We start from the raw sequence: 23,581 nt of genomic DNA, 5'->3' as shown, positions 1-23,581 counted from the left end.
TCGGTCTCTCGTTTATCAAAGTTTGGTCAAGGACAGGCCAGCCCAGGTGGCGAGCAGCCCGCCGAACACGCTGATGCCCAGGTAACCGAAGGCTACCAGGGCCTGCCCGCTTTCCAGCAGGCGCAGCGTATCCAGTGAAAAGGATGAAAAGGTCGTCAGACCGCCTACAAAGCCGACAATCAAGCCGGCCCGAATTTCAATCGGCACTTCCGGGCGCAACAGGAACCACCCGTACAACAGCCCGATGATCAAGCAGCCCACCAGGTTGACCGCCAGGGTCGCCGCATAAAAATGCTTCGGCCAGTTGGCGTTGACCCAAGTACCGGTGGCGAAACGCAATAATGTACCAGCGATGCCGGCTACGGACACGGCAAGAATCGTCTTGAGCACTACTTTCTCCGCTGTTTGGGGCTGAGGCGATCGAGTTGGGCGAGGTGATTGAGCTTTTCACCGATCTTCAGCTCCAGGCCACGAGGCACCGGCTGGTAGAACGGCTGCGGCTCAAGCTCATCGGGGAAGTAATCTTCGCCGGCGGCATAGGCGTCCGGCTCATCATGGGCATAACGGTATTCGTCGCCGTAGCCCAGCTGTTTCATCAGTTTGGTCGGGGCGTTGCGCAGGTGCAGCGGTACTTCGAGCGAGCCGTGTTCGGCAGCAGCGCGCAGGGCCGATTTGAAGCCCATGTACACCGCGTTGCTTTTTGGCGCGCAGGCCAGATACGTAATGGCCTGTGCTACGGCCAACTCGCCTTCCGGGCTGCCAAGGCGCTCCTGCACCTCCCAGGCCGCCAGGCACAGGCTCAGCGCGCGCGGGTCGGCGTTGCCAATGTCTTCGCTGGCCATGCGCACCACGCGGCGCGCCAGGTACAGCGGATCGCAGCCACCGTCGATCATCCGCGCAAACCAGTACAGCGCGCCGTCGGGGTTGGAACCGCGCACAGACTTGTGCAGCGCCGAGATCTGATCGTAAAAGGCTTCACCGCCCTTGTCGAAACGGCGGCGGGTGTCGCCGAGCAAACTTTGCAGAAGATCGACGCCGATCTCGCTGCCGTCCTCGGCCAGGTCGGAGGCATTCTCCAACAGGTTCAGAAAACGGCGGCCGTCGCCATCGGCGGCGCTCAGCAGAATCTTGAAGCCTTCGTCACCGAGACTGAGCTGGCGCTTGCCCAAGCCCTTGTCTTCGGTCAAGGCGCGGTGCAACAGCTTTTGCATCGCCGCTTCGTCCAGGCTCTTGAGCACGTAGACGCGCGCCCGTGAGAGCAAGGCGTTGTTGAGTTCAAACGAAGGGTTTTCGGTGGTCGCGCCAATAAAGATCAGCGTGCCGTCTTCGACATACGGCAAAAACGCATCCTGCTGGGACTTGTTGAAGCGGTGCACTTCATCAACGAACAGGATGGTGCGCTTGCCATATTGCCCGGCCTGCTGCTTGGCGACTTCCACCGCCTGGCGGATCTCCTTGACCCCGGCCAGCACCGCAGAAACCGTTTCGAAGTGTGCGTCCGAGACTTTCGCCAGCAGCCGTGCCAGGGTGGTTTTACCCACGCCCGGCGGCCCCCAGAAAATCATCGAGTGCAGCGCCCCCTGCTCCAGGGCTTCGCGCAATGGCTTGCCGCGAGCGAGCAGGTGTTCTTGCCCGACGTACTCATCCAGGTTGGTCGAACGCAAGCGTGCGGCCAGGGGCTGAGCAATCGGGTCACTTCGAAACAGGTCCATGGGCAGCGTTTGAAACCTCTGGGCAGGTTATTCCTGGATCACATCGGCACCCTTGGGGATGTCGAACTTGAACTTGGATGCCGGCACCGGCTGGTTGGCCTTGACCCCGGAGAACAGGATATCGGTGCGTTGGCCAACACTGTCGATCAGGCGCATGTTATTGATCACGCCGTTGCCGAACGACAGGTTCAGGCTGTCAAACAGCGTGTCCTTGGATTTCGGCTTGAGGGTGAACTCGATAACGTTGCTGGTTTGCTTGGAGGTGATCTCGAAGCTGTCGTTGATTTTCGACACGTCGCCCGAGAGCAACAACGCCGGGGTCTGGTTCAGGCGCGGGTCCAGCTTCTTGATGGTCGCCTGCTCCAGGTCCGGGTCCCACAGCGTGACTTTCTGGCCGTCGGAAACGATGGTCTGCTCGGACTTCCCTTCAGTATGCCAATAGAACAGCCCTGGGCGCTGCACAGCCATTTCACCTTCGGTTTGCTGCAGCTGGGTGCCACCGGCATCCAGGGTCAACTGAGAGAAGCGCGCGGTGAGGGTTTGGGATTTGTCCAACAGGTTCTTCAGGCTGGCCACGGAGGCCGGATCGGCGTGGGCCGAAACAGCCGTCAGGGCCAGTGCCGGCAACAACAGCATGCGGATAAGACGCATGGGAGTCCTCATTGAGTCGTTAGGGCGAGCCGCGTGCTGCCACGCGGCATGTGATCAGTCGCGCATCTGCCCTGGGGCGATGACTTCACGCGAGCCGTTGGTGTTCATAGCAGTCACGACGCCGGCATTTTCCATGGATTCGATCATGCGGGCGGCTCGGTTGTAGCCGATTTTCAGTTTGCGCTGCACTGCGGAGATAGAAGCACGACGACTTTCGAGCACGAACGCCACGGCTTCGTCGTACAGCGCGTCGGTTTCGGCATCATCGTCGCCACCGCTGCCGCCGTCGAAGCCGCTGCCGGCTTCTTCAACGCCCGCGAGGATATCGTCGTTGTATTCCGGTGCGCCGCGCAGCTTCCAGGCTTCCACCACGCGGTGCACTTCGTCATCGGACACAAAGGCGCCATGGACACGAATCGGCAGGCTGGTGCCCGGCGGCATGTAAAGCATGTCACCGTGACCGAGCAATTGCTCGGCGCCGCCCTGGTCGATGATGGTCCGCGAGTCGATCTTGCTGGAGACCTGGAACGCCATCCGCGTCGGGATGTTGGCCTTGATCAGACCCGTGATGACATCCACCGACGGACGCTGGGTAGCGAGAATCAAGTGAATACCGGCGGCCCGCGCCTTCTGGGCGATACGTGCAATCAGTTCTTCAACCTTCTTGCCGACGATCATCATCATGTCGGCAAATTCATCCACCACCACCACGATGGTCGGCAGCTTGGTCAGCAGCGGCGCTTCGTCGTGAATGCTTTCGCGCTTGTACAAAGGGTCAGTCAGCGGTGTGCCGGCGTCCTGGGCTTCCTTGACCTTGGCGTTGAAGCCCGACAGGTTACGCACGCCCATCTTCGCCATCAGCTTGTAGCGGCGCTCCATCTCGGCGACGCTCCAGCGCAGTGCGTTGGCGGCGTCCTTCATGTCGGTCACGACCGGGCACAACAGGTGCGGAATGCCTTCGTAAATCGACAATTCCAACATCTTCGGGTCGATCATGATCAGCTTGGCGTCATCGGGGCCGGACTTGAACAGGATCGACAGGATCATCGCGTTCACACCCACCGACTTACCGGAACCCGTCGTACCGGCAACCAGCAAGTGCGGCATTTTCGCCAGGTCAGTAATCACCGGCTTGCCGCCGATGTCATGGCCCAGGGCCAAGGTGACCGGCGATTTGAAGTTGTCGTATTCCGGAGTCGACAGCACCTCGGAGAAGCGCACGATCTGGCGGTCTTCGTTGGGAATCTCGATACCGACGGTGGTCTTGCCGGGAATCACTTCCACAACCCGCACACTGGTTACGGCCAGGGAGCGCGCCAGGTCTTTCGCCAGGTTGGAAATACGGCTGACCTTGACGCCAGCGGCCGGCTGGATCTCGTAACGGGTAATGACCGGACCTGGGTGGATCGAATCCACGGTGACTTCGACGCCGAATTCCTTGAGTTTGATTTCCAGCAGGTGACCTACGGCCGCCAGCGACTCCGGGGAATAGTTGAGCTGTTTCTTTTCGGCCGGGTCGAGAATCGAGATCGGCGGCAAGGTGCCTTCGACGGCGCTGTCGACAAACAACGGCGCCTGCTTCTCTTTCTGCACACGTGCACTGGGCTCGGGCGCCTTGGCCGGCGCTGGCGTAATCACTGGCGGCACCTGCTTTTCGCGGTCCGACATGTGCTTGCTCAGGGCCTGTTCGCGTTCGATCAGGCGCTCCTTGACCTTGGCTTGCTCACGTCGGTCCGGTGTGCTCGGGGCCACCACTTCGTTGACACGGGTATCGACCTCGCGCAGTTGCGCAACCATGCGTTTGCGATCAACCCGGGCCGACCACCAGCGGTTGGCGGCGCCCTGAAACAGCTCGAGCAGGTCGAGCGTGATCTTGCCGGTCACGTCCATCACCTTGAACCACGACAAGTCGGTGAACACGGTAAGGCCGAACAGGAACAGCGCGATAAACATCAAGGTGCTGCCCTGGATATTCAGGGTCTTGCGCGCCAGGTCGCCAAGGCTTTCGCCCAGCGCCCCGCCCGCGCCCGCCGGCAGGCCGGTGGGTGCGTGGAAATGAATATGCGCCAGTGCCGCGCCGGAGAGCACCAGGAACACCAGGCCGATCAGGCGCCAGGAGAATAGCCAGCCGCTCCACTGCCACGGCTCGTGACGCTGGCGGAAGATCTGCCAGGTCTTGATCGCCAGCAGCAGCGGGAAGATGTAGGCAAAGTAGCCCAGCACCATAAACAGAATATCGGCGCTGTAGGAACCGGCGGGGCCGCCGAAGTTCTGCACGTCTTCGATCTTGCTGTTGTGGCTCCAGCCCGGATCGTCCTTGCCATAGGTGAGCAAGGCCATCATCAGGAACAGGCACAGGGCGCCAATGGCGATCAGCGCACCTTCCTTGAGTCGGTAGTGCAGGTGCTGACGCCAGGCCGGCACGACTGCTGCTTTAGGTGTTGCGGCGGATTTCTTCAAAACGGGTCTTTTCCTGCGCCTTTAGCGCGTCCATCTGTTGAATGACTGCAAATACTGCCCAATCCGAGCAGCTGAAAAATGAACGAGCGTCGTTGAATCTACTTTTTAACACCGGATGATGGATCGATGAAATGACGATCACGCCATAATGGCCACATTGTACGGGTTTGCGTCGGCGATGCCACGTACTTGCCCTTCACCCGGCAGCCTAGACAATTGAAGCGTCACAGCCTGTTCAATTTGAGCATGCATTGCCTTTGCTGACAAAGGCTTATGAGCTGTATTTAGCAAACCAGGCAAGCTTGGCCATTGGCCTCCACGGCACAGACCCGATTACGACCGCGCCTCAGGCGTAGAGTTGCAGAAACACCCGCTCACGCTAATACCGTTCAATGCCCTATTCGGGCTGGCCCCACAGCGCTATGTCGACAATAATCAGCGCTCTTGCGGCAGACGACTCACCTGCCACTCCCCTCACCTTCCGTAAGCCTGGATGCCATGCTGACCTGGTTGCAACGCGATTCCCTGACTTTTCCGCCACTGGCCAAGGCCATGCGCGAACCCAATGGCTTACTGGCCGCCGGTGGCGACCTGTCGGCCGAACGACTGGTCCAGGCCTATCGCCATGGCTGCTTTCCGTGGTTCTCTGAAGGCCAGCCCATTCTCTGGTGGTCTCCAGACCCGCGCACGGTGATATTCCCCGACGAATTGCATGTTTCGCGCAGCCTCGGCAAATTATTGCGCCAGCAGCGGTATACCGTGACATTCGACCAGGACTTCGCCGCCGTCATCCAGGCGTGCGCCGCGCCGCGCAGCTATGCGGACGGCACGTGGATCACCGAGGGCATCCAGAACGCCTACCTGGAGCTGCACCAGCGCGGCTACGCGCACTCGGTGGAAGTGTGGGATGAAGGGCAGTTGGTCGGCGGCCTTTACGGCCTGGCGATGGGCCAATTATTTTTTGGCGAATCCATGTTCAGCCGCGCCGACAATGCCTCCAAGTTCGGCTTTGCCACACTGACCCGTCAGCTACAGGCCTGGGGCTTTGTGCTGATCGACTGCCAAATGCCCAATGATCACTTGCACAGCCTTGGCGCCCGCGCCATACCGCGCAGTGATTTCGCTGAGTTCCTGCGCAACCATTTGGACCAAAGCAGCTCTGGACCGTGGGTTTCCTAGGCGACTTCCTTGCACCTGGCTTACACTTATTTCAAAGCTTATCCCGAGGGTTGATCATGACCGAGCTGGCGCGCTTGAAGTTTTATGCCACTCAAGCCCACTCCTGCAGCTATCTGCCCGACGAGCAGGCCACCACGCTGTTCCTCGACCCCAGCCAGCCCATGGATGTGCATGTGTATGCCGACCTTTCAGAGATGGGTTTTCGGCGCAGCGGTGATCACCTGTACCGTCCGCATTGCCAGAACTGCAATGCCTGCGTGCCGGCACGCATCCCGGTCGCGCAGTTTTTGCCGGACCGCAACCAGAAACGCATCCTCAAGCGCAATGCCGACCTGACAGTCACCGCCACCAAACCGCACTTCAGCGAAGAATATTTCGATCTTTACCAACGCTACATCGAGCAGCGTCATGCCGACGGCGACATGTTTCCGCCCAGCCGCGATCAGTTTTCGACATTTCTGGTGCGCGACTTGCCCTTCTGCCGCTTCTACGAGTTCCGCCTGGACGGGCGCCTGCTGGCGGTCGCCGTAACCGACCTGCTGCCCAACGGCCTGTCGGCGGTGTACACCTTCTATGAACCCATGGAAGAACGTCGCAGTCTCGGGCGTTTCGCCATTCTCTGGCAAGTCGGTGAAGCCCTGCGTCTGGAACTGGAAGCGGTGTACCTCGGATACTGGATCAAGAACTGCAAAAAGATGAACTACAAGACCCAATATCGGCCCATTGAGCTACTGATTAATCAAAGATGGGTAACGCTTAACTAGAACCCCTTGGCTTGAACACCCTTTTTCGGGCACAATGCACGCCGCTTTTGCCTGGCGCAGTTGCACCGGGCCATTCACTGGATACCGAGGGCTTTACTGCATGTCGAAAGAAGACAGCTTCGAAATGGAAGGCACTGTCGTCGACACCCTGCCCAACACCATGTTTCGTGTGGAGTTGGAAAATGGGCACGTCGTAACCGCGCATATCTCCGGCAAGATGCGCAAGAATTACATTCGTATTCTTACCGGCGACAAAGTGCGCGTCGAGCTGACGCCCTATGACTTGAGCAAAGGGCGCATCACTTACCGCGCTCGTTAATCAAGTCAATACAAGACGCCCGGTTATGCCGGGCGTTTTTGTGTGTGAGCTATTTGCCTGACACTGCAAACCCTGCGGGAGGGGAGGCTTGCTCTCGATAGCGGCGGGCCAGTCAATATATTCAGCGACTGACACACCGTCATCGGGAGCAAGCCCCCTCCCACATTTGATTTTCAGTGGTTGGAACAGACAGCAAAAAGGCGCCTTTCGGCGCCTTTTTGCTGTGTTGCAGTCAGCTATCAGGCCATTTCGGCCGTGGTTTCGAACTCGAAGGTCAACTCGCCGTCCTTCAAGTCGATGTGTACCACACCGCCATGATCGGAAAGCTCGCCAAACAGGATCTCTTCGGCTAGTGGCCGCTTGATCTTGTCCTGGATCAGACGCGCCATTGGGCGAGCGCCCATTGCCGAATCGTAGCCACCCTGTGCCAGCCAATTGCGCGCCGCATCCGTCACGTCCAGCTGCACGCGCTTGTCTTCCAACTGCGCTTGAAGCTCGGTAAGGAACTTGTCCACCACGCTTTTGATGACCTCATGGCTGAGGCGACCAAACTGGATAATGGTGTCCAGACGGTTGCGGAACTCCGGCGTGAAGCTCTTCTTGATCACTTCCATCGCATCAGAGGAGTGATCCTGATGCGTAAAGCCGATAGAGGCTCGCGCAGCGGTTTCAGCACCCGCATTGGTGGTCATGATCACGATGACATTGCGGAAGTCCGCCTTGCGCCCGTTGTTGTCGGTCAGGGTCCCGTGGTCCATGACCTGCAGCAGCAGGTTGAAGACTTCCGGGTGGGCCTTCTCGATTTCATCGAGCAGCAATACACAATGCGGCTGCTTGGTGATCGCCTCGGTCAACAGACCGCCCTGATCGAACCCCACATAACCTGGAGGCGCACCGATCAGGCGCGACACGGTGTGGCGCTCCATGTATTCGGACATGTCGAAACGCACCAGCTCGATACCCATGGCCTTGGCCAACTGCCGCGCCGCTTCGGTCTTGCCGACGCCGGTAGGGCCTGCAAACAGGAACGAACCGACCGGTTTGTCCGGCGACTTGAGGCCCGCACGCGACAACTTGATCGCTGTGGACAGCGCGTCGATGGCCGCATCCTGACCGAACACGGTCAACTTGAGGTCGCGCTCCAGATTACGCAGCAGCTCTTTGTCGGAACTGTTGACGTGTTTTGGCGGAATCCGCGCGATCTTCGCCACGATGTCCTCGACTTGAGGCACGTCGATGCGTTTCACGCGTTTCTCGACCGGCTGCAGGCGCTGGTAGGCCCCTGCTTCGTCGATCACGTCGATCGCCTTGTCCGGCATGTGGCGATCATTGATGTAGCGCGACGCCAGCTCAGCAGCCGCTCGCAACGCCTCATCGGTGTACTCGATGCCATGGTGCGCTTCAAAACGCCCCTTGAGCCCGCGCAGGATGCTGATGGTGTCTTCAACCGAAGGCTCGGACACGTCGACTTTCTGGAAGCGACGCGCCAGGGCGCGGTCTTTTTCGAAAATCCCGCGAAACTCCTGGAACGTGGTCGAGCCAATGCAGCGGATATCACCCGACGACAACAATGGCTTGAGCAGGTTGGAGGCGTCCATCACCCCACCGGATGCCGCACCGGCACCAATGATGGTGTGGATCTCATCGATAAACAGGATCGCTTGCGGGCGTTTTTTCAGCTCGCCGAGCAGCGCCTTGAAGCGCTTCTCGAAATCGCCGCGGTACTTGGTCCCGGCGAGCAACGCACCGAGATCAAGGGAGTAGACGACGCTGTTGGCCAGCAAGTCAGGCACCTGGTTATCAACAATGCGCTTGGCCAGGCCTTCGGCGATCGCGGTTTTACCCACGCCCGCCTCACCCACCAGCAACGGATTGTTCTTGCGACGACGCGCGAGGATCTGCGCTACACGCTCAACCTCAAGCTCACGCCCCACCAGCGGATCGATCCGCCCCTGGCGCGCCAGTTCATTGAGGTTACTGGCATAGGCATCCAGTGGATTGCCCGAAGAAGAAGACTCACCGCCCTCGTCGTCCTGCATATCCTGCTCACCCTCGGAATGATCGCCGTGCCCAGGCACCTTGGAGATACCGTGGGCGATGTAGTTGACGACATCAATACGGGCAACGCTCTGCTGTTTCAGCAGGAACACTGCCTGGCTTTCCTGTTCGCTGAAAATCGCCACAAGCACGTTGGCACCTGTGACTTCACGCTTACCGGAGCTCTGTACGTGGAACACAGCACGCTGCAATACCCGCTGAAAGCCCAGCGTCGGCTGGGTCTCACGGTCCTCGTCATGCACGGGGATCAGTGGCGTGGTGGAGTCGATAAACTCCTGCAGGTCATGCTTGAGTTTGTCGAGGTTGGCGCCGCACGCACGCAGAACGGTGGCGGCAGCTTCGTTATCCAAAAGTGCCAGCAGCAGGTGTTCGACGGTCATGAATTCATGACGCTTCGAACGAGCCTCCTTGAAGGCAAGATTGAGAGTGACTTCGAGCTCGCGGTTTAACATAGCTTCACCTCATACCCAAGTGGTCGGCGTTAACCGTCCTTCTCGATTTCACAGAGTAGCGGATGCTGGCTTTCCCTGGCGTACTGGTTGACCTGCATGGCCTTTGTCTCGGCGATGTCGCGGGTAAACACTCCACATACTGCCCGTCCTTCTGTGTGAACGGCCAGCATTACCTTGGTCGCCAACTCGCGGTTCAGGTTAAAAAACACCTCGAGCACTTCGACCACGAAATCCATCGGTGTGTAGTCATCATTGAACAAAACCACCTTGTACATCGGCGGCGCCTGTAGAGCAGGCTTAGCCTCCTGAACAGCAATGCCTGCAGAACCGTCGTCATCGTGTTCCTGATCCGGGCGATCCTGATTGAATGTTAGTCGAATCTGGCTGATTGCATGCATGGAAAGAAAGGTTCGTCAGTGGTTCAAATACGGTGATGGGGGCGACCTGCCGGAATTTCAACTCTGACTATACGGTCGCCTTGACTATCGGCGAATCGGTGTTACAACCAATAGAACCCACAGTGGGTAAAAAAGGTCCGCGCAGTCAACCTTATTTATTCGGGTTAGGACGGATAAACTGGATGATACTCCAGTGATGGAGTCTGGTGCAGAGGGATATGGTATGTCTGGCGTCAAGATCAATGGCAAGGTCAAATGGTTCAATAATGCCAAAGGGTTCGGGTTCGTTAACGCGGAAGGAAAACCCGAAGAAGATCTTTTTGCGCATTACTCGGCAATTACCATGGACGGCTACAAGACACTGAAAGCAGGTCAAGCGGTGAGCTTTGAAACCATTCAGGGACCGAAAGGACTGCACGCAGTGAAGATCGAGGTAGTAAAAACCGAAGTACACGAAAACCCCGCAATCCCAGCGGCTCACAAAGAAAAGACAGTAATGGCCTGATCCGCCACTGAGCCTGCAGATTGCAATAAAAAAACCGGCCACCTCAATCCACTTGAGACGGCCGGTTTTTTCTTGCCTGCTGTTTACATGTGCGAAATCAGCGCATCACCAAAGCCCGAAGACGACACCAGCTTGGCGCCCTCCATCAGGCGCTCGAAGTCATAGGTCACGGTCTTGGCCGAAATAGCACCATTGGTGCCCTTGATGATCAAGTCAGCCGCCTCCGTCCACCCCATGTGCCGCAGCATCATTTCTGCCGACAGAATCAATGAACCGGGGTTTACCTGGTCTTTGCCTGCGTATTTCGGTGCGGTGCCATGGGTGGCTTCGAACATTGCCACGGTATCCGACAGGTTGGCCCCCGGGGCAATACCGATACCGCCCACTTCCGCCGCCAAGGCATCGGAGAGGTAGTCACCGTTCAGGTTGAGGGTCGCGATCACATCGTATTCGGCCGGACGCAACAGGATCTGCTGGAGCATCGCATCGGCAATAGCGTCCTTGACCACCACATTCTTGCCGGTTTTCGGATTTTTGAACTGCATCCACGGGCCACCGTCGAGCAGTGTCGCACCGAACTCTTCAGCCGCCACTTCGTAGGCCCACTCCTTGAAGGCACCTTCGGTGAACTTCATGATGTTGCCTTTGTGCACGATCGTCAGCGAGTCGCGGTCATTATCCACGACATACTGCAGGGCTTTGCGCACCAGGCGCTTGGTACCTTCCAGGGACACTGGCTTGATCCCGATGCCGCAGTCCTGATCGAAGCGAATCTTGGTGACACCCATCTCTTCTTTCAGGAACTTGATCACCTTGATCGCTTCCGGCGAACCGGCCTTCCACTCGATACCGGCGTAAATATCCTCGGAGTTCTCGCGAAAAATGGTCATATCGACATCGCCAGGCTTCTTGACCGGGCTGGGCACGCCTTCGAACCAACGCACCGGGCGCAGACACACATACAGGTCGAGCTGTTGACGCAGGGCCACGTTCAACGAACGAATGCCGCCGCCAACCGGCGTGGTCAGCGGGCCCTTGATGGAAACCACGTAATCCTTGACCGCATCCAGGGTTTCCTGGGGCAGCCAGGTGTCCTGGTCGTAAACTTGAGTCGCCTTCTCGCCCGCATAAACCTCCATCCACGAGATTTTGCGCTTGCCGCCGTAAGCCTTTTCAACAGCTGCATCGACCACCTTGATCATCACAGGGCTGATGTCGACGCCAATACCGTCGCCTTCTATATAAGGGATGATCGGTTGGTCAGGAACATTGAGAGAATGGTCTGCATTGACGGTGATTTTGTCGCCGACTGCCGGAACCTGAATCTTCTTGTATCCCATGCTGAACTCCATCTATGGATTGAACATCTGGCTGCGTTCGAGCCTACTCCAGATAAATGGCGACCGAAACCTCGCGCCAGGCTCATTTGCATCGAAAACAGCATATTTGGTCGTCTACAAGCTTGAAAGCAAAGGCAAAATCGCCAATCTTGAGCACATCGTGCGACTTTGGTCGCAGTCCGGGCCCTGCGACCTTTAGACCAATGGACGACTCACCTTTTGTATGAAGGCTCGGCGTAAGCATAGCGACCTATGTATAATGCCGCCGCTGACCCAAGAGTCACGACAGCTGACCGCTCTAGACAGTAGCCCTCAGCCAGAAAGCAGGACTATTACAATAGTCCACCCGCTTGACGCTCGACTGATGCAACCCAACATCACCGCGAAGAAACCTCGACATTTCGCTCATGGATGACTTTGAACGAACGCGCTCCACCCGGCGCATCTCGAGTTTCTGCGCACGCTTTCAGCAAAGAAGAGAGTTAATCCGAATATGCCCACCCGCTCGAAGATCATCTACACCTTCACCGACGAAGCACCAGCCCTCGCCACCTATTCACTGCTGCCTATCGTAGAGGCCTTTACCGCTTCCGCTGATATTGCCGTGGAAACCCGCGACATCTCCCTGGCCGCGCGCATCCTCGCAAGCTTCCCCGAGCAACTGGGTACCCAGGCTGTCCCGGACCACCTCGCCGAACTGGGCGACCTGGCCGTTACGCCTGAAGCCAACATCATCAAGCTGCCTAACATCAGCGCCTCGACCCCGCAGTTGCAAGCTGCGATCAAGGAACTGCAGGCCCAGGGCTACGCCCTGCCGGACTACCCGGAAACCGTAACCACCGACGCGGAAAAAGAAACCCGTGCACGTTACGACAAGGTCAAGGGCAGCGCCGTGAACCCGGTCCTGCGCGAAGGCAACTCCGACCGCCGCGCACCGCTGTCGGTCAAGAACTACGCCCGCAAGCACCCGCACAAAATGGGCGCTTGGGCTGCGGACTCCAAATCGCACATCGCTCACATGAGCAACGGCGACTTCTACGGCAGCGAAAAAGCCGTACAGATCGAAGCCGCTGACGCTGTGAAGATCGAGCTGATCGCCAAAGACGGCACCGCGACCGTACTGAAAGAAAAGACCTCGGTACAAGCCGGCGAGATCATCGACACGGCCGTGCTGAGCAAGAAAGCCCTGCGCAGCTTCATCGCCACTGAAATCGAAGACGCCAAGAAACAAGGCGTGCTGCTGTCGGTTCACCTGAAAGCCACCATGATGAAGGTCTCCGACCCGATCATGTTCGGCCAGATCGTTGCCGAGTTCTATAAAGATGCCCTGGCCAAGCACGCTGTCGTGCTGGAGCAGATCGGCTTCAACCTGAACAACGGCATCGGCGACCTGTACGCTCGCATCAAGGCACTGCCTGCCGACCAGCAAGCACAGATCGAAGCTGACATTCAGGCGGTCTACGCCGCTCGCCCTTCCCTGGCGATGGTCAACTCCGACAAAGGCATCACCAACCTGCACGTGCCGAGCGACGTGATCGTCGACGCCTCGATGCCGGCAATGATCCGTGACTCCGGCAAAATGTGGGGCACCGACGGCCAGTTGCACGACACCAAGGCGGTGATCCCGGATCGCTGCTACGCCACCATCTACCAAGCCGTCATTGAAGACTGCAAGGCGCATGGCGCTTTCGACCCAACCACCATGGGCAGCGTGCCAAACGTTGGCCTGATGGCGAAGAAAGCCGAAGAGTACGGCTCCCACGACAAGACCTTCCAGATCAAGGCTGACGGCGTCGTGCGCGTCACCGACAGTAAGGGCACCCTGCTGATGGAACAGGCTGTTGAAGCCGGCGACATCTTCCGCATGTGCCAGACCAAAGACGCACCGATCCAGGACTGGGTCAAACTGGCCGTCAACCGTGCCCGCGCCAGCAACACCCCAGCGATTTTCTGGCTGGACCCACAGCGCGCTCACGACGGCGTCGTGGTTGAGAAAGTTCAGGCTTACCTGAAAGACCACAACACCGAAGGCCTGGACATCCGCATCATGTCGCCGGTCGACGCGATGAAGTTCACCCTGGAGCGTACCCGCAAGGGCCAGGACACCATCTCGGTGACCGGCAACGTACTGCGCGACTACCTGACCGACCTGTTCCCGATCATGGAACTGGGCACCAGCGCCAAGATGCTGTCGATCGTACCGCTGATGAACGGCGGTGGCCTGTTCGAAACCGGCGCCGGCGGTTCGGCTCCCAAGCACGTGCAACAGCTGGTTGAAGAGAACTTCCTGCGCTGGGATTCCCTGGGCGAGTTCCTGGCCCTGGCCGCTTCCCTTGAGCATTTGGGTGTGACTTACAACAACCCGAAAGCCCTGGTGCTGTCCAAGACCCTGGACCAGGCCACCGGCCAGTTCCTCGACAACAACAAGTCGCCATCGCGCAAAGTCGGCAATATCGACAACCGCGGCAGCCACTTCTACCTGGCGCTGTACTGGGCTCAAGCCCTGGCCGCCCAGACCGAAGACACGGCACTGCAAGCGCAGTTCGGCGAGCTGGCTAAAACCCTGAGCGAACACGAGGCGACCATCGTTGCCGAGCTGAACGCCGTACAGGGCAAGCCAGTGGACATCGGTGGCTACTACGCGCCGAACCCGGAGCTGACCAGCAAAGCCATGCGCCCAAGCAACACCCTCAACGCGGCCATTGCCAAGTTGAAGTAAGGTTGTAAGGATGCAAAGAAGCCCCGGCCCCGTGCCGGGGTTTCTGTTTCTGCCCACTGCGCTTTTTGCTGAAGAAACCGGATCAAAATGTGGGAGCGGGCTTGCTCGCGAATGCGGTGTGCCAGTCGCCCGATGCATATCTGACGCATTGCATTCGCGAGCAAGCCCGCTCCCACACTGACTGCAATCCTGCCCAAAGACCGCACCGCACCATGAATCGAGGTTTTGAATGACCTGGCAACCCCACATCACCGTCGCCACCCTCGTCGAAGACAACGGCCGCTTCCTGATGGTCGAAGAACTCAAGGGCGGGCGCGCCGTGCTCAACCAGCCCGCCGGCCACCTGGACCCGAACGAAACCCTGACCGAAGCCGCCGTGCGCGAGACCCTCGAAGAAACCGGCTGGGACGTCGAAGCCACCGGCATTGTCGGGATTTACCTGTACACCGCGCCCAGCAATGGTGTGACCTACCAGCGCGTGTGTTTCACCGCCAAGGCCCTCAGACACCACCCGGAGTATCAACTGGACGAGGGCATCATCCGCGCCCGCTGGCTCACCCGTGACGAGCTGATGGCCTTGCGCGACGACTGGCGCAGCGAGCTGATCATCCGCTGTATCGATGATTATTTGGCCGGCCAGCGCCACAGTCTCGAATTGATCCGCCCTTCTCTTTAGCCTTGAGGGCTTGGGCCTGATAGAATCGCGTCCTTTTTCAAGACACCCGTTGAAACCCTATGCGTGATCCAGCCCCTTCTGACACACAAAAGAAGCGCGTCATCGTCGGCATGTCCGGCGGCGTGGATTCTTCCGTTTCCGCCGTTCTGCTCATGGAGCAGGGTTATGAGGTGGAAGGCCTGTTCATGAAGAACTGGGAAGAAGACGATGGAACGGAATACTGCACCGCCATGGACGACCTGGCGGACGCCCAGGCCGTGTGCGACAAGATCGGCATCAAGCTGCACACCGCCAACTTCGCCGCGGAGTACTGGGACAACGTGTTCGAGCACTTCCTGGCCGAATACAAGGCAGGCCGCACGCCGAACCCGGACATCCTGTGTAACCGCGAAATCAAGTTCAAGGCGTTCCTCGACTACGCCATGATCCTCGGCGCCGACCTGATCGCCACTGGCCACTATGTGCGCCGTCGCGACATCGAGGGTCGCACCGAACTGCTTAAAGGCCTGGACCCGAACAAGGACCAGAGCTACTTCCTGCATGCCGTCGGCGGCGAACAGATCGCCAAGACCCTGTTCCCGGTAGGCGAGCTGGAAAAGCCCGAGGTGCGCAAGATTGCCGAGAAACACGGCCTGGCCACCGCCAAGAAAAAGGATTCCACCGGGATCTGCTTTATCGGTGAGCGCCGTTTCAGCGACTTTCTCAAGCAGTACCTGCCGGCGCAACCGGGCGAGATCAAAACCACCGAAGGTGAAGTCATCGGCCGTCACCATGGCCTGATGTACCACACCATCGGTCAGCGCCAGGGCCTGGGTATCGGCGGTTTGAAAGACGCCGGCGAAGAGCCGTGGTACGTGCTGATCAAGGATCTGGAGCACAACGTGCTGATCGTCGGCCAGGGCAATGAACACCCACTGCTGTTCTCCGGCGCCCTGCTCGCTTCGGAGATCTACTGGGTCAACCCTGTCGACTTGAGCACTCCGCGCCGCCTGACCGCCAAAGTGCGCTATCGCCAGAGTGATCAGCCCTGCACCCTGGAAAAAACCGCCACCGGCTATCGCGCCACCTTTGATGACCCGCAACGCGCGGTCACTCCTGGCCAGTCCGTGGTGTTCTATGACGGCGAAATTTGCCTGGGCGGTGGCGTGATTGAAGTCGCCGAGCCCTGGAGCAACCCGGCATGAGCCCGACCCAGGAGCAATTGACGGCACTCGGCGGGGTTTTCCTCGCTGCCGTACTGGTCGACAAGATCGCCAAGACCGGCCAGGTCACCGAAGCCGGCCTGACCTGCATGCTCGGCAGCTTGCTGATCCGCGACCCCAAGGACACCCTGGAAGTCTATGGCGGTGACGATTTGGCGCTGCGCGAAGGTTATCGCGCGCTGATCGGCGCCCTCGAGCGCGACCCGAGCACCTTGCAGCGCGAGCCATTGCGCTACGCGCTGTCCATGCTCGGCCTTGAGCGCCAACTGGCCAAACGCGAGGACATGCTCGAAACCATCGGCAAACGCCTGCCGCAGATTCAGTCCCAGGTGGAACACTTCGGCCCGGCCCACGAAAACGTGATCGCCGCCTGCGGCGCGCTGTACCAGGACACCTTGAGCACCTTGCGCCAGCGAATCCAGGTCCACGGCGACATGCGCAACCTGCAGCAACCCAATAACGCCTCGAAAATCCGCGCCCTGCTCCTGGCCGGTATTCGCTCGGCACGGTTGTGGCGGCAATTGGGCGGCCATCGTTGGCAACTGGTGATCAGTCGTCGCAAATTGCTCAAAGAGCTTTACCCGTTGATGCGCAACGAATAAGTCGCACCGACAGGCCATTTTCAAGCCGTTACGCGTAATACGCCGGTCAGTTGGCAACGGACCGGCGAATTTTTTCATGTATGATACGCGCCCCATTTCGTTGCCCGACTGTCCGAGAACACCCCATGCAGCTCTCTTCGCTCACTGCGGTTTCCCCTGTTGACGGCCGCTACGCCGGCAAAACCCAGGCCCTGCGCCCTATTTTCAGCGAATACGGTTTGATCCGTGCTCGTGTTCTGGTTGAAGTGCGCTGGCTCCAGCGCCTGGCCGCTCACCCCGCCATCAGCGAAGTGCCGGCGTTTTCCGCCGAAGCCAACGCTGTACTGAACACCCTGGCGGAAAACTTCTCCCTGGAGCACGCCGAGCGTGTGAAAGAGATCGAGCGCACCACCAACCACGACGTCAAAGCCATTGAGTACCTGCTCAAAGAGCAAGCGGCCAAGCTGCCGGAACTGGCCCAGGTCAGCGAGTTCATCCACTTTGCCTGCACCAGCGAGGACATCAACAACCTGTCCCACGCCCTGATGCTGCGCGAAGGCCGTGATGACGTAATGCTGCCGCTGATGCGCCAGACCGCCAACGCTATCCGCGAACTGGCCATCCGTTTCGCCGACGTGCCAATGCTGTCGCGCACCCACGGTCAGCCGGCCTCGCCGACCACCCTGGGTAAAGAGCTGGCGAACGTGGTGTACCGCCTGGAGCGCCAGATCGCCCAAGTCGCCGCCGTGCCGCTGCTGGGCAAGATCAACGGTGCCGTAGGTAACTACAACGCGCACCTGTCGGCCTACCCCGAGATCGACTGGGAAGAAAACGCCCGCGCCTTCATCGAAGACGAGCTGGGCCTGGGTTTCAACCCGTACACCACTCAGATCGAACCGCACGACTACATCGCCGAGCTGTTCGACGCCATTGCGCGCTTCAACACCATCCTGATCGACTTCGATCGCGATATCTGGGGCTACATTTCCCTGGGCTACTTCAAGCAGCGCACCATTGCCGGTGAAATCGGTTCCTCGACCATGCCGCACAAGGTCAACCCGATCGACTTCGAAAACTCCGAAGGCAACCTCGGTATCGCCAACGCGCTGTTCCAGCACTTGGCCAGCAAGTTGCCGATTTCCCGCTGGCAGCGCGACCTGACCGACTCCACCGTACTGCGCAACCTCGGCGTAGGCTTCGCCCACAGCGTGATCGCGTACGAAGCCAGCCTCAAAGGCATCAGCAAACTGGAACTCAACGCGCAGAAAATCGCCGCCGACCTGGATGCGTGCTGGGAAGTATTGGCCGAGCCGATCCAGACCGTGATGCGCCGCTACAACATCGAAAACCCTTACGAAAAGCTGAAAGAATTGACGCGCGGCAAGGGCATCACCTCCGACGCGCTGCAAACTTTCATCGACGGCCTGGATATGCCTGCCGCCGCCAAGGCCGAGCTGAAATTGCTCACCCCGGCCAACTACATCGGCAACGCGGTGGCGCAAGCCAAGCGCATCTGATTTAGCGCAAGCCCTCTTGAGACGCCCGGCCGCGCCGGGCGTTTTTATTCCTGTCTTAAAAGTGCTTTTTTTCAATAGGTTACACATGAATCCTGATATTCCTCTTCAACTTCTGGGCGGCATCACGGCACGCGAATTCCTGCGCGACTACTGGCAGAAAAAACCGCTGCTGATTCGTCAGGCCATCCCTGATTTCGAAAGCCCGATCGATGCCGACGAACTGGCCGGCCTGGCCCTGGAAGAAGAAGTCGAATCGCGTCTGGTGATCGAGCACGGCGAGCGCCCATGGGAACTGCGTCGCGGCCCCTTCGCCGAAGATGCCTTCAGCACCCTGCCTGAGCGTGAGTGGACGCTGCTGGTGCAGGCTGTCGACCAGTTCGTGCCGGAAGTGGCCGAGCTGCTGGAGCACTTCCGCTTCCTGCCAAGCTGGCGCATCGACGACGTGATGATCAGCTTTGCCGCACCTGGCGGCAGCGTTGGCCCGCACTTCGATAACTACGACGTGTTCCTGCTGCAGGCCCAAGGCAAGCGCAACTGGAAAATCGGCCAGATGTGCAACTCCGAGAGCCCGTTGCTGCAGCACGCCGACCTGCGCATCCTCGCCGAATTCGAGCAAAGTGAAGAATGGGTGCTGGAGCCCGGCGACATGCTCTACCTGCCGCCGCGCCTGGCGCACTTCGGCATCGCTGAAGATGACTGCATGACCTACTCGGTCGGCTTCCGCGCACCGAGCGCCGCTGAAGTATTGACCCACTTCACCGACTTCCTCAGCCAATACCTGACGGACGAAGAGCGTTACACCGACGCCGACGCCCAACCGGTCAGCGACCCGCACCAGATTCAAGGCGATGCCCTTGACCGCCTGAAAGGCCTGCTGGCCGAGCACATGAGTGACGAGCGCATGCTGCTGACCTGGTTCGGCCAGTTCATGACCGAGCCGCGCTACCCGGAAATGGTGGCAGGCGAAGAGTTGGCCGAAGAAGACTTTATCAGCAGCCTGGAAGACGGCGCGATTTTGGTCCGCAACCCAAGCGCCCGCATGGCGTGGTCGGAAGTGGACGACGACGTGTTGCTGTTCGCCAGCGGCCAGAGCCGTTACCTGCCCGGCAAACTGCGCGAGCTGTTGAAACTGATTTGCTCGGCCGACGCCCTGCACAGCGAAAATCTCGGCACATGGCTCGCAGACGAAGACGGTCGCGACCTGCTGTGCGAATTGGTCAAGCAAGGAAGCCTGGGATTTGCCGATGAATAAGATTCACGTAAGTGTCGCGGACTGGCAAAAGGATATCGCTGAGATTCGGCGCATTCGTGAAGCGGTATTTATCGCTGAACAATCGGTTCCACCCGAGCTCGAGTGGGACGCAGACGACGCTGACGCCGTGCATTTTCTCGCGTTTGAAGGTGACTTTCCGATTGGCACCGCGCGCCTGCTGCCCAGCGGCGAAATCGGCCGCGTATCGGTGCTTAAGGACTGGCGCGGGCTGAAAGTCGGCGACAAGCTGATGGAAGCCGTGATTGGCATGGCCGAGCAACGTGGCCAGACCAAGCAGTTTCTCAGTGCGCAGGTATATGCGGCGCCGTTTTATGAGCGACTGGGCTTCAAGATTGTCAGCGATGAATTCCTTGAAGTCGGAATTCCGCATGTCGATATGGTGCGCGAGGGCTAATTCGAGACCGAGTCGCCCTTATCGCAGGCAAGCCAGCTCCCACAGGGAATGCATTCCAAATGTGGGAGCTGGCTCGCCTGCGATAGCGCCATCAGCAACACCCAAAAATGCCCTGCCATGCCAGGGCATTTTGCCGTCTACGATTCAACTTGCGACCCACCAGGCCGACAAACTGGCACTATCAAGCCTAAATGACTCGCAGAGATAACGGACATGTCCCTACGCACCCTGCTCACCGCCCTCCTCCTGACCGCCAGCGTCTCAGCAATGGCTGACACCGAAGTCGTCAACCTGAGCAATCGCACCAGCGCTGATTTACTGCCCGTGGCGCAGAATTTCATCGGCAAGGACGGCACCGTCAGCGCCTACGGCAACCAGCTTATTGTCAAAGCCGACCCTGGCAAGATCCAGGACTTGCGCGCATTGCTCGCCCAACTGGACACACCCGCCAAGCGCCTGCTGATCACCGTCGACACCAACGAAAACAATCAGCAGAACACCGGCGACAGCCAGACGCGCATCATCAGCTACGGCACCGCCAGCCGCGACGGTGGCATCCAGCAGATCCAGGCCAGCGAAGGGGTGCCCGCGCTGATCCAGGTGGGCCAGAGCGTGCCACTGACGACCACCCAGCCAGACGCCTATGGCCGCCCGCAAAACCAGACCCAGTATCGCAACGTGACCCAAGGCTTTTACGTCACTGCCAGCGTAACCGGCGAGACCGTACACCTGGCAATCAGTACCAACCGTGACCGCATGAGCCAGGAACGTCCCGATGTAGTGAACGTACAGAGTACCGACACAAGTGTCAGCGGGCGCCTGGGTGAATGGATCTCGCTGGCAGGCATCAATCGTGAGACTCAGACCGACAAATCTTCTACAACCCGCAGCTACTCTACTCAGGGGCGTGATGACCTGACTTTGCGGGTCAAGGTCGACACCCTGAACTGAAGCACCAAAAACTGACTGGCAAGTCGTATTAGACTAAAGATGTAGTGCTATAAAAAAAGCACTACAAAACGTTTGACGATCCAAAAAAGCATGGGCATGATGGCCTCGCTCCCGCTAATCAGGGGCCCTGGCAAGGGCCTTCGGATCGTTGCTCTAAGCTACCCCTCTGAGCCGATTCGTGTCTGTACCGCCCACAAGGTGTGTTTGACGAGGTTGCGACTGGAACGAAGTTGTCCCGAGGGACGGAAGCTAACCAGGTAACCCGGCTACACACTGATGGATCGTACCAAGGCCCACGACGCCCGAAGACCGTTCGCAGTTCGCCCTTACCTGCTCAACCCCCTCTCGCTACTCGTTCATCCCGTCGCCTTCCCCGCCGAACCTGACTTGACCGCCTAAGCTTCTGGTCAGCGAGCGCCACGCCTGTGCATTGAATGCAGGGCTGTAAAACGGATTTTTCCACACTGTTTTTCCACACGAAGACGCGACGAGGTTTTTCCCATGGCACTGACACGCGAACAGCAAATTGCAGCCCTTGAAAAAGACTGGGCTGAAAACCCACGCTGGAAAGGCGTGACCCGCGCTTATTCCGCTGCTGACGTCGTCCGCCTGCGTGGCTCGGTTCAACCTGAGCACACCTTTGCAAAACTCGGCGCCGAGAAGCTGTGGAACCTGGTCACCCAAGGTGCCAAGCCTTCCTTCCGTCCTGACAAAGATTTCGTCAACTGCATGGGCGCCCTGACCGGCGGCCAGGCAGTCCAGCAGGTGAAAGCCGGTATCCAGGCGATCTACCTGTCCGGCTGGCAAGTGGCAGCAGACAACAACTCCGCTGAATCCATGTACCCCGACCAGTCGCTGTACCCGGTGGACTCGGTGCCAACCGTGGTCAAGCGCATCAACAACTCGTTCCGTCGTGCCGACCAGATCCAGTGGAAAGCCGGTAAAGGCCCGGGCGACGAAGGCTACATCGACTACTTCGCACCGATCGTGGCGGATGCTGAAGCCGGTTTCGGCGGCGTGCTGAACGCCTACGAACTGATGAAAAGCATGATCGAGGCTGGCGCCGCCGGCGTTCACTTCGAAGACCAACTGGCTTCGGTGAAGAAATGCGGGCACATGGGCGGCAAGGTACTGGTGCCTACCCAGGAAGCCGTACAGAAGCTGACCGCTGCGCGCCTGGCCGCTGACGTGGCTGGCACCCCGACCATCATCCTGGCACGTACCGACGCGAACGCCGCCGACCTGCTGACTTCCGATTGCGACCCGTACGACAAGCCATTCGTAACCGGCGAGCGTACTCAGGAAGGCTTCTATAAAGTACGCGCCGGCCTCGACCAGGCCATCGCTCGCGGCCTGGCCTACGCGCCGTACGCCGACCTGATCTGGTGCGAAACCGCCAAGCCGGACCTGGACGAAGCACGTCGCTTCGCCGAAGCGATCAAGAAGGAATACCCGGACCAACTGCTGTCCTACAACTGCTCGCCTTCTTTCAACTGGAAGAAGAACCTGGACGACGCGACCATCGCCAAATTCCAGCGCGAACTGTCCGCCATGGGCTACAAGCACCAGTTCATCACCCTGGCCGGCATCCACAACATGTGGCACAGCATGTTCAACCTGGCGCACGACTACGCCCGCAACGACATGACGGCCTACGTGAAGCTGCAAGAGCAGGAGTTCGCTGACGCCTCCAAAGGCTACACCTTTGTGGCGCACCAGCAGGAAGTGGGCACCGGCTACTTCGACGACATGACCACCGTGATCCAGGGCGGCAGCTCGTCCGTGACCGCGCTGACCGGTTCGACCGAAGAAGAACAGTTCCACTGATCAACCGAGTACACGGCCATTGCGGCATCACGGAAGACCTAACCGCAATGCCGCACAATAATCACGCCCCGACTGGTTCGGGGCGTTTTTTTTGGCCGCACAAATCCTACTGATGCACTGCGGGCCGAATGTGGGAGCGGGCTTGCTCGCGAAAGCGGTGGGTCAGTTAGCACAGATTTGACCGACAGACCGCATTCGCGAGCAAGCCCGCTCCCACAAGGGGTATGTATGCCGCCTGTAGGTTTTGCGCAAAACATTGATCCAGAGCGGTATTTGCCTGGATAAAATCGGTTAAAAAATCCACGCCAGCAACTAGCGGCAATCTAGCAAGTAACAGCAACTTCCCCCGCTGCATCACACGCACCCACTTAAAACCCGCCCAAACAATAGTCATTATCATTTAGCGCATGAAAACTTCTTTACAGCTTAAACAAAACATATTTGATAAAAAGCCCGCTAATGCCCGCCCCGCAAGGGCTGCAGCCCCACAAAGGTGCACTATGTGCTTATTCCATCGAATAATTTCGCTATCGGAATTTTACTTGCCCGGTGTTTAGCCATAAAATCACCGCGATTGATTGCAGTGCGACATATCGTCACTGC

Annotated in this window: 21 protein-coding genes; 13 read left to right on the top strand and 8 right to left on the bottom strand. The window is 58.9% G+C overall.

Going from position 1 to position 23,581, the window contains the following annotated elements; all coding sequences use genetic code 11:
• Nucleotides 1-15 precede the first annotated feature (15 nt).
• Genes crcB through ACLBW8_RS15795 form a run of 5 tightly spaced genes read right to left on the bottom strand, consistent with a single transcriptional unit; the run spans nt 16 to nt 4,965 of the window.
• On the bottom strand, nt 16-390 hold the full coding sequence (crcB, locus tag ACLBW8_RS15815; RefSeq protein ID WP_024076158.1) for a fluoride efflux transporter CrcB: 375 nt from the start codon (nt 388-390) through the stop codon (nt 16-18).
• On the bottom strand, nt 390-1,712 hold the full coding sequence (locus tag ACLBW8_RS15810) for a replication-associated recombination protein A (RefSeq protein ID WP_447805780.1): 1,323 nt from the start codon (nt 1,710-1,712) through the stop codon (nt 390-392). Before ACLBW8_RS15810 ends, crcB begins: the two co-directional genes overlap by 1 nt.
• Nucleotides 1,713-1,739: 27 nt before the next feature.
• A complete protein-coding gene (gene lolA, locus ACLBW8_RS15805; protein WP_064452889.1) occupies nt 1,740-2,363 on the bottom strand; it encodes an outer membrane lipoprotein chaperone LolA in 624 nt (207 codons plus the stop codon).
• Between the two features lie 54 nt (nt 2,364-2,417).
• Nucleotides 2,418-4,823 carry a DNA translocase FtsK gene (locus tag ACLBW8_RS15800; RefSeq protein ID WP_447805779.1) on the bottom strand — a complete coding sequence of 802 codons (2,406 nt, stop codon included), beginning with the start codon at nt 4,821-4,823 and terminating at the stop codon, nt 2,418-2,420.
• The gene (locus ACLBW8_RS15795) at nt 4,798-4,965 is read right to left on the bottom strand and encodes a hypothetical protein (protein ID WP_447805909.1); all 168 of its coding nucleotides are present in this window, start codon (nt 4,963-4,965) and stop codon (nt 4,798-4,800) included. Before ACLBW8_RS15795 ends, ACLBW8_RS15800 begins: the two co-directional genes overlap by 26 nt.
• Before the next feature lie 356 nt (nt 4,966-5,321).
• On the opposite strand from ACLBW8_RS15795, the gene aat reads away from it, so the two are divergent.
• From aat to infA, 3 genes are all read left to right on the top strand, one after another.
• Nucleotides 5,322-6,002: a leucyl/phenylalanyl-tRNA--protein transferase gene (gene aat, locus ACLBW8_RS15790; RefSeq protein ID WP_064452891.1), complete on the top strand. Its 681-nt coding sequence runs from the start codon at nt 5,322-5,324 to the stop codon at nt 6,000-6,002.
• 56 nt (nt 6,003-6,058) lie between these two features.
• Nucleotides 6,059-6,766, top strand: coding sequence for an arginyltransferase (locus ACLBW8_RS15785; protein ID WP_221295072.1), 708 nt, complete (start codon nt 6,059-6,061; stop codon nt 6,764-6,766).
• Nucleotides 6,767-6,866: 100 nt separating this feature from the next.
• Nucleotides 6,867-7,085, top strand: a complete 219-nt coding sequence (gene infA, locus ACLBW8_RS15780) for a translation initiation factor IF-1 (protein ID WP_002553999.1) — start codon at nt 6,867-6,869, stop codon at nt 7,083-7,085.
• A 239-nt stretch (nt 7,086-7,324) separates the two neighbouring features.
• Here the strand turns inward: infA and clpA are convergent, their stop codons facing one another.
• Both clpA and clpS read right to left on the bottom strand, forming a co-directional pair.
• A complete protein-coding gene (clpA, locus tag ACLBW8_RS15775) occupies nt 7,325-9,595 on the bottom strand; it encodes an ATP-dependent Clp protease ATP-binding subunit ClpA (RefSeq protein ID WP_064452892.1) in 2,271 nt (756 codons plus the stop codon).
• Nucleotides 9,596-9,624: 29 nt separating this feature from the next.
• Nucleotides 9,625-9,993, bottom strand: a complete 369-nt coding sequence (gene clpS / locus ACLBW8_RS15770; protein ID WP_053256829.1) for an ATP-dependent Clp protease adapter ClpS — start codon at nt 9,991-9,993, stop codon at nt 9,625-9,627.
• A gap of 223 nt (nt 9,994-10,216) precedes the next feature.
• Here clpS and cspD point away from each other — a divergent pair, with 223 nt between their 5' ends.
• Nucleotides 10,217-10,498, top strand: a complete 282-nt coding sequence (gene cspD, locus ACLBW8_RS15765) for a cold shock domain-containing protein CspD (RefSeq protein ID WP_447805778.1) — start codon at nt 10,217-10,219, stop codon at nt 10,496-10,498.
• 83 nt (nt 10,499-10,581) lie between these two features.
• Here the strand turns inward: cspD and icd are convergent, their stop codons facing one another.
• Complete coding sequence (gene icd, locus ACLBW8_RS15760) at nt 10,582-11,838, bottom strand: NADP-dependent isocitrate dehydrogenase (protein ID WP_064452894.1); 1,257 nt, start codon at nt 11,836-11,838, stop codon at nt 10,582-10,584.
• Nucleotides 11,839-12,331: 493 nt separating this feature from the next.
• Here icd and ACLBW8_RS15755 point away from each other — a divergent pair, with 493 nt between their 5' ends.
• From ACLBW8_RS15755 to aceA, 9 genes are all read left to right on the top strand, one after another.
• On the top strand, nt 12,332-14,557 hold the full coding sequence (locus ACLBW8_RS15755; RefSeq protein WP_447805777.1) for an NADP-dependent isocitrate dehydrogenase: 2,226 nt from the start codon (nt 12,332-12,334) through the stop codon (nt 14,555-14,557).
• Nucleotides 14,558-14,786: 229 nt separating this feature from the next.
• On the top strand, nt 14,787-15,233 hold the full coding sequence (locus tag ACLBW8_RS15750) for an NUDIX hydrolase (protein WP_447805776.1): 447 nt from the start codon (nt 14,787-14,789) through the stop codon (nt 15,231-15,233).
• 59 nt (nt 15,234-15,292) lie between these two features.
• Nucleotides 15,293-16,417 (top strand): tRNA 2-thiouridine(34) synthase MnmA, encoded by a 1,125-nt coding sequence (mnmA, locus tag ACLBW8_RS15745; RefSeq protein WP_447805775.1) that lies wholly within the window; start codon nt 15,293-15,295, stop codon nt 16,415-16,417.
• Entirely contained in the window at nt 16,414-17,037 is a 624-nt protein-coding gene (gene hflD / locus ACLBW8_RS15740; protein ID WP_016969254.1) for a high frequency lysogenization protein HflD, read from the top strand. The genes mnmA and hflD overlap by 4 nt, the downstream gene beginning before the upstream one ends.
• Before the next feature lie 125 nt (nt 17,038-17,162).
• Complete coding sequence (gene purB / locus ACLBW8_RS15735) at nt 17,163-18,533, top strand: adenylosuccinate lyase (RefSeq protein WP_064452898.1); 1,371 nt, start codon at nt 17,163-17,165, stop codon at nt 18,531-18,533.
• Between the two features lie 85 nt (nt 18,534-18,618).
• On the top strand, nt 18,619-19,785 hold the full coding sequence (locus ACLBW8_RS15730) for a ribosomal protein uL16 3-hydroxylase (protein WP_447805774.1): 1,167 nt from the start codon (nt 18,619-18,621) through the stop codon (nt 19,783-19,785).
• Nucleotides 19,778-20,200 (top strand): GNAT family N-acetyltransferase, encoded by a 423-nt coding sequence (locus ACLBW8_RS15725; RefSeq protein ID WP_053256837.1) that lies wholly within the window; start codon nt 19,778-19,780, stop codon nt 20,198-20,200. The genes ACLBW8_RS15730 and ACLBW8_RS15725 overlap by 8 nt, the downstream gene beginning before the upstream one ends.
• Before the next feature lie 213 nt (nt 20,201-20,413).
• On the top strand, nt 20,414-21,151 hold the full coding sequence (locus ACLBW8_RS15720) for a secretin N-terminal domain-containing protein (protein ID WP_447805773.1): 738 nt from the start codon (nt 20,414-20,416) through the stop codon (nt 21,149-21,151).
• 501 nt (nt 21,152-21,652) lie between these two features.
• Nucleotides 21,653-22,978: an isocitrate lyase gene (gene aceA / locus ACLBW8_RS15715; RefSeq protein WP_064452901.1), complete on the top strand. Its 1,326-nt coding sequence runs from the start codon at nt 21,653-21,655 to the stop codon at nt 22,976-22,978.
• Nucleotides 22,979-23,581: the final 603 nt, after the last annotated feature.

The organism is Pseudomonas sp. M5A4_2d, assembly GCF_053345295.1.
Note: the sequence above shows the minus strand (reverse complement) of the source record. Positions and strands in the feature narration are given on the sequence as shown.

Excerpts from the sequence above, each read along its gene's own strand:
- clpA (WP_064452892.1), bottom strand. The coding sequence starts at position 9,595 with ATGTTAAACCGCGAGCTCGAAGTCACTCTCAATCTTGCCTTCAAGGAG.
- aceA (WP_064452901.1), top strand. The coding sequence starts at position 21,653 with ATGGCACTGACACGCGAACAGCAAATTGCAGCCCTTGAAAAAGACTGG.
- ACLBW8_RS15750 (WP_447805776.1), top strand. The coding sequence starts at position 14,787 with ATGACCTGGCAACCCCACATCACCGTCGCCACCCTCGTCGAAGACAAC.
- ACLBW8_RS15785 (WP_221295072.1), top strand. The coding sequence starts at position 6,059 with ATGACCGAGCTGGCGCGCTTGAAGTTTTATGCCACTCAAGCCCACTCC.
- lolA (WP_064452889.1), bottom strand. The coding sequence starts at position 2,363 with ATGCGTCTTATCCGCATGCTGTTGTTGCCGGCACTGGCCCTGACGGCT.
- ACLBW8_RS15725 (WP_053256837.1), top strand. The coding sequence starts at position 19,778 with ATGAATAAGATTCACGTAAGTGTCGCGGACTGGCAAAAGGATATCGCT.
- infA (WP_002553999.1), top strand. The coding sequence starts at position 6,867 with ATGTCGAAAGAAGACAGCTTCGAAATGGAAGGCACTGTCGTCGACACC.
- purB (WP_064452898.1), top strand. The coding sequence starts at position 17,163 with ATGCAGCTCTCTTCGCTCACTGCGGTTTCCCCTGTTGACGGCCGCTAC.
- mnmA (WP_447805775.1), top strand. The coding sequence starts at position 15,293 with ATGCGTGATCCAGCCCCTTCTGACACACAAAAGAAGCGCGTCATCGTC.
- ACLBW8_RS15720 (WP_447805773.1), top strand. The coding sequence starts at position 20,414 with ATGTCCCTACGCACCCTGCTCACCGCCCTCCTCCTGACCGCCAGCGTC.
- hflD (WP_016969254.1), top strand. The coding sequence starts at position 16,414 with ATGAGCCCGACCCAGGAGCAATTGACGGCACTCGGCGGGGTTTTCCTC.
- ACLBW8_RS15730 (WP_447805774.1), top strand. The coding sequence starts at position 18,619 with ATGAATCCTGATATTCCTCTTCAACTTCTGGGCGGCATCACGGCACGC.
- aat (WP_064452891.1), top strand. The coding sequence starts at position 5,322 with ATGCTGACCTGGTTGCAACGCGATTCCCTGACTTTTCCGCCACTGGCC.
- ACLBW8_RS15810 (WP_447805780.1), bottom strand. The coding sequence starts at position 1,712 with ATGGACCTGTTTCGAAGTGACCCGATTGCTCAGCCCCTGGCCGCACGC.
- cspD (WP_447805778.1), top strand. The coding sequence starts at position 10,217 with ATGTCTGGCGTCAAGATCAATGGCAAGGTCAAATGGTTCAATAATGCC.
- clpS (WP_053256829.1), bottom strand. The coding sequence starts at position 9,993 with ATGCATGCAATCAGCCAGATTCGACTAACATTCAATCAGGATCGCCCG.
- icd (WP_064452894.1), bottom strand. The coding sequence starts at position 11,838 with ATGGGATACAAGAAGATTCAGGTTCCGGCAGTCGGCGACAAAATCACC.
- ACLBW8_RS15755 (WP_447805777.1), top strand. The coding sequence starts at position 12,332 with ATGCCCACCCGCTCGAAGATCATCTACACCTTCACCGACGAAGCACCA.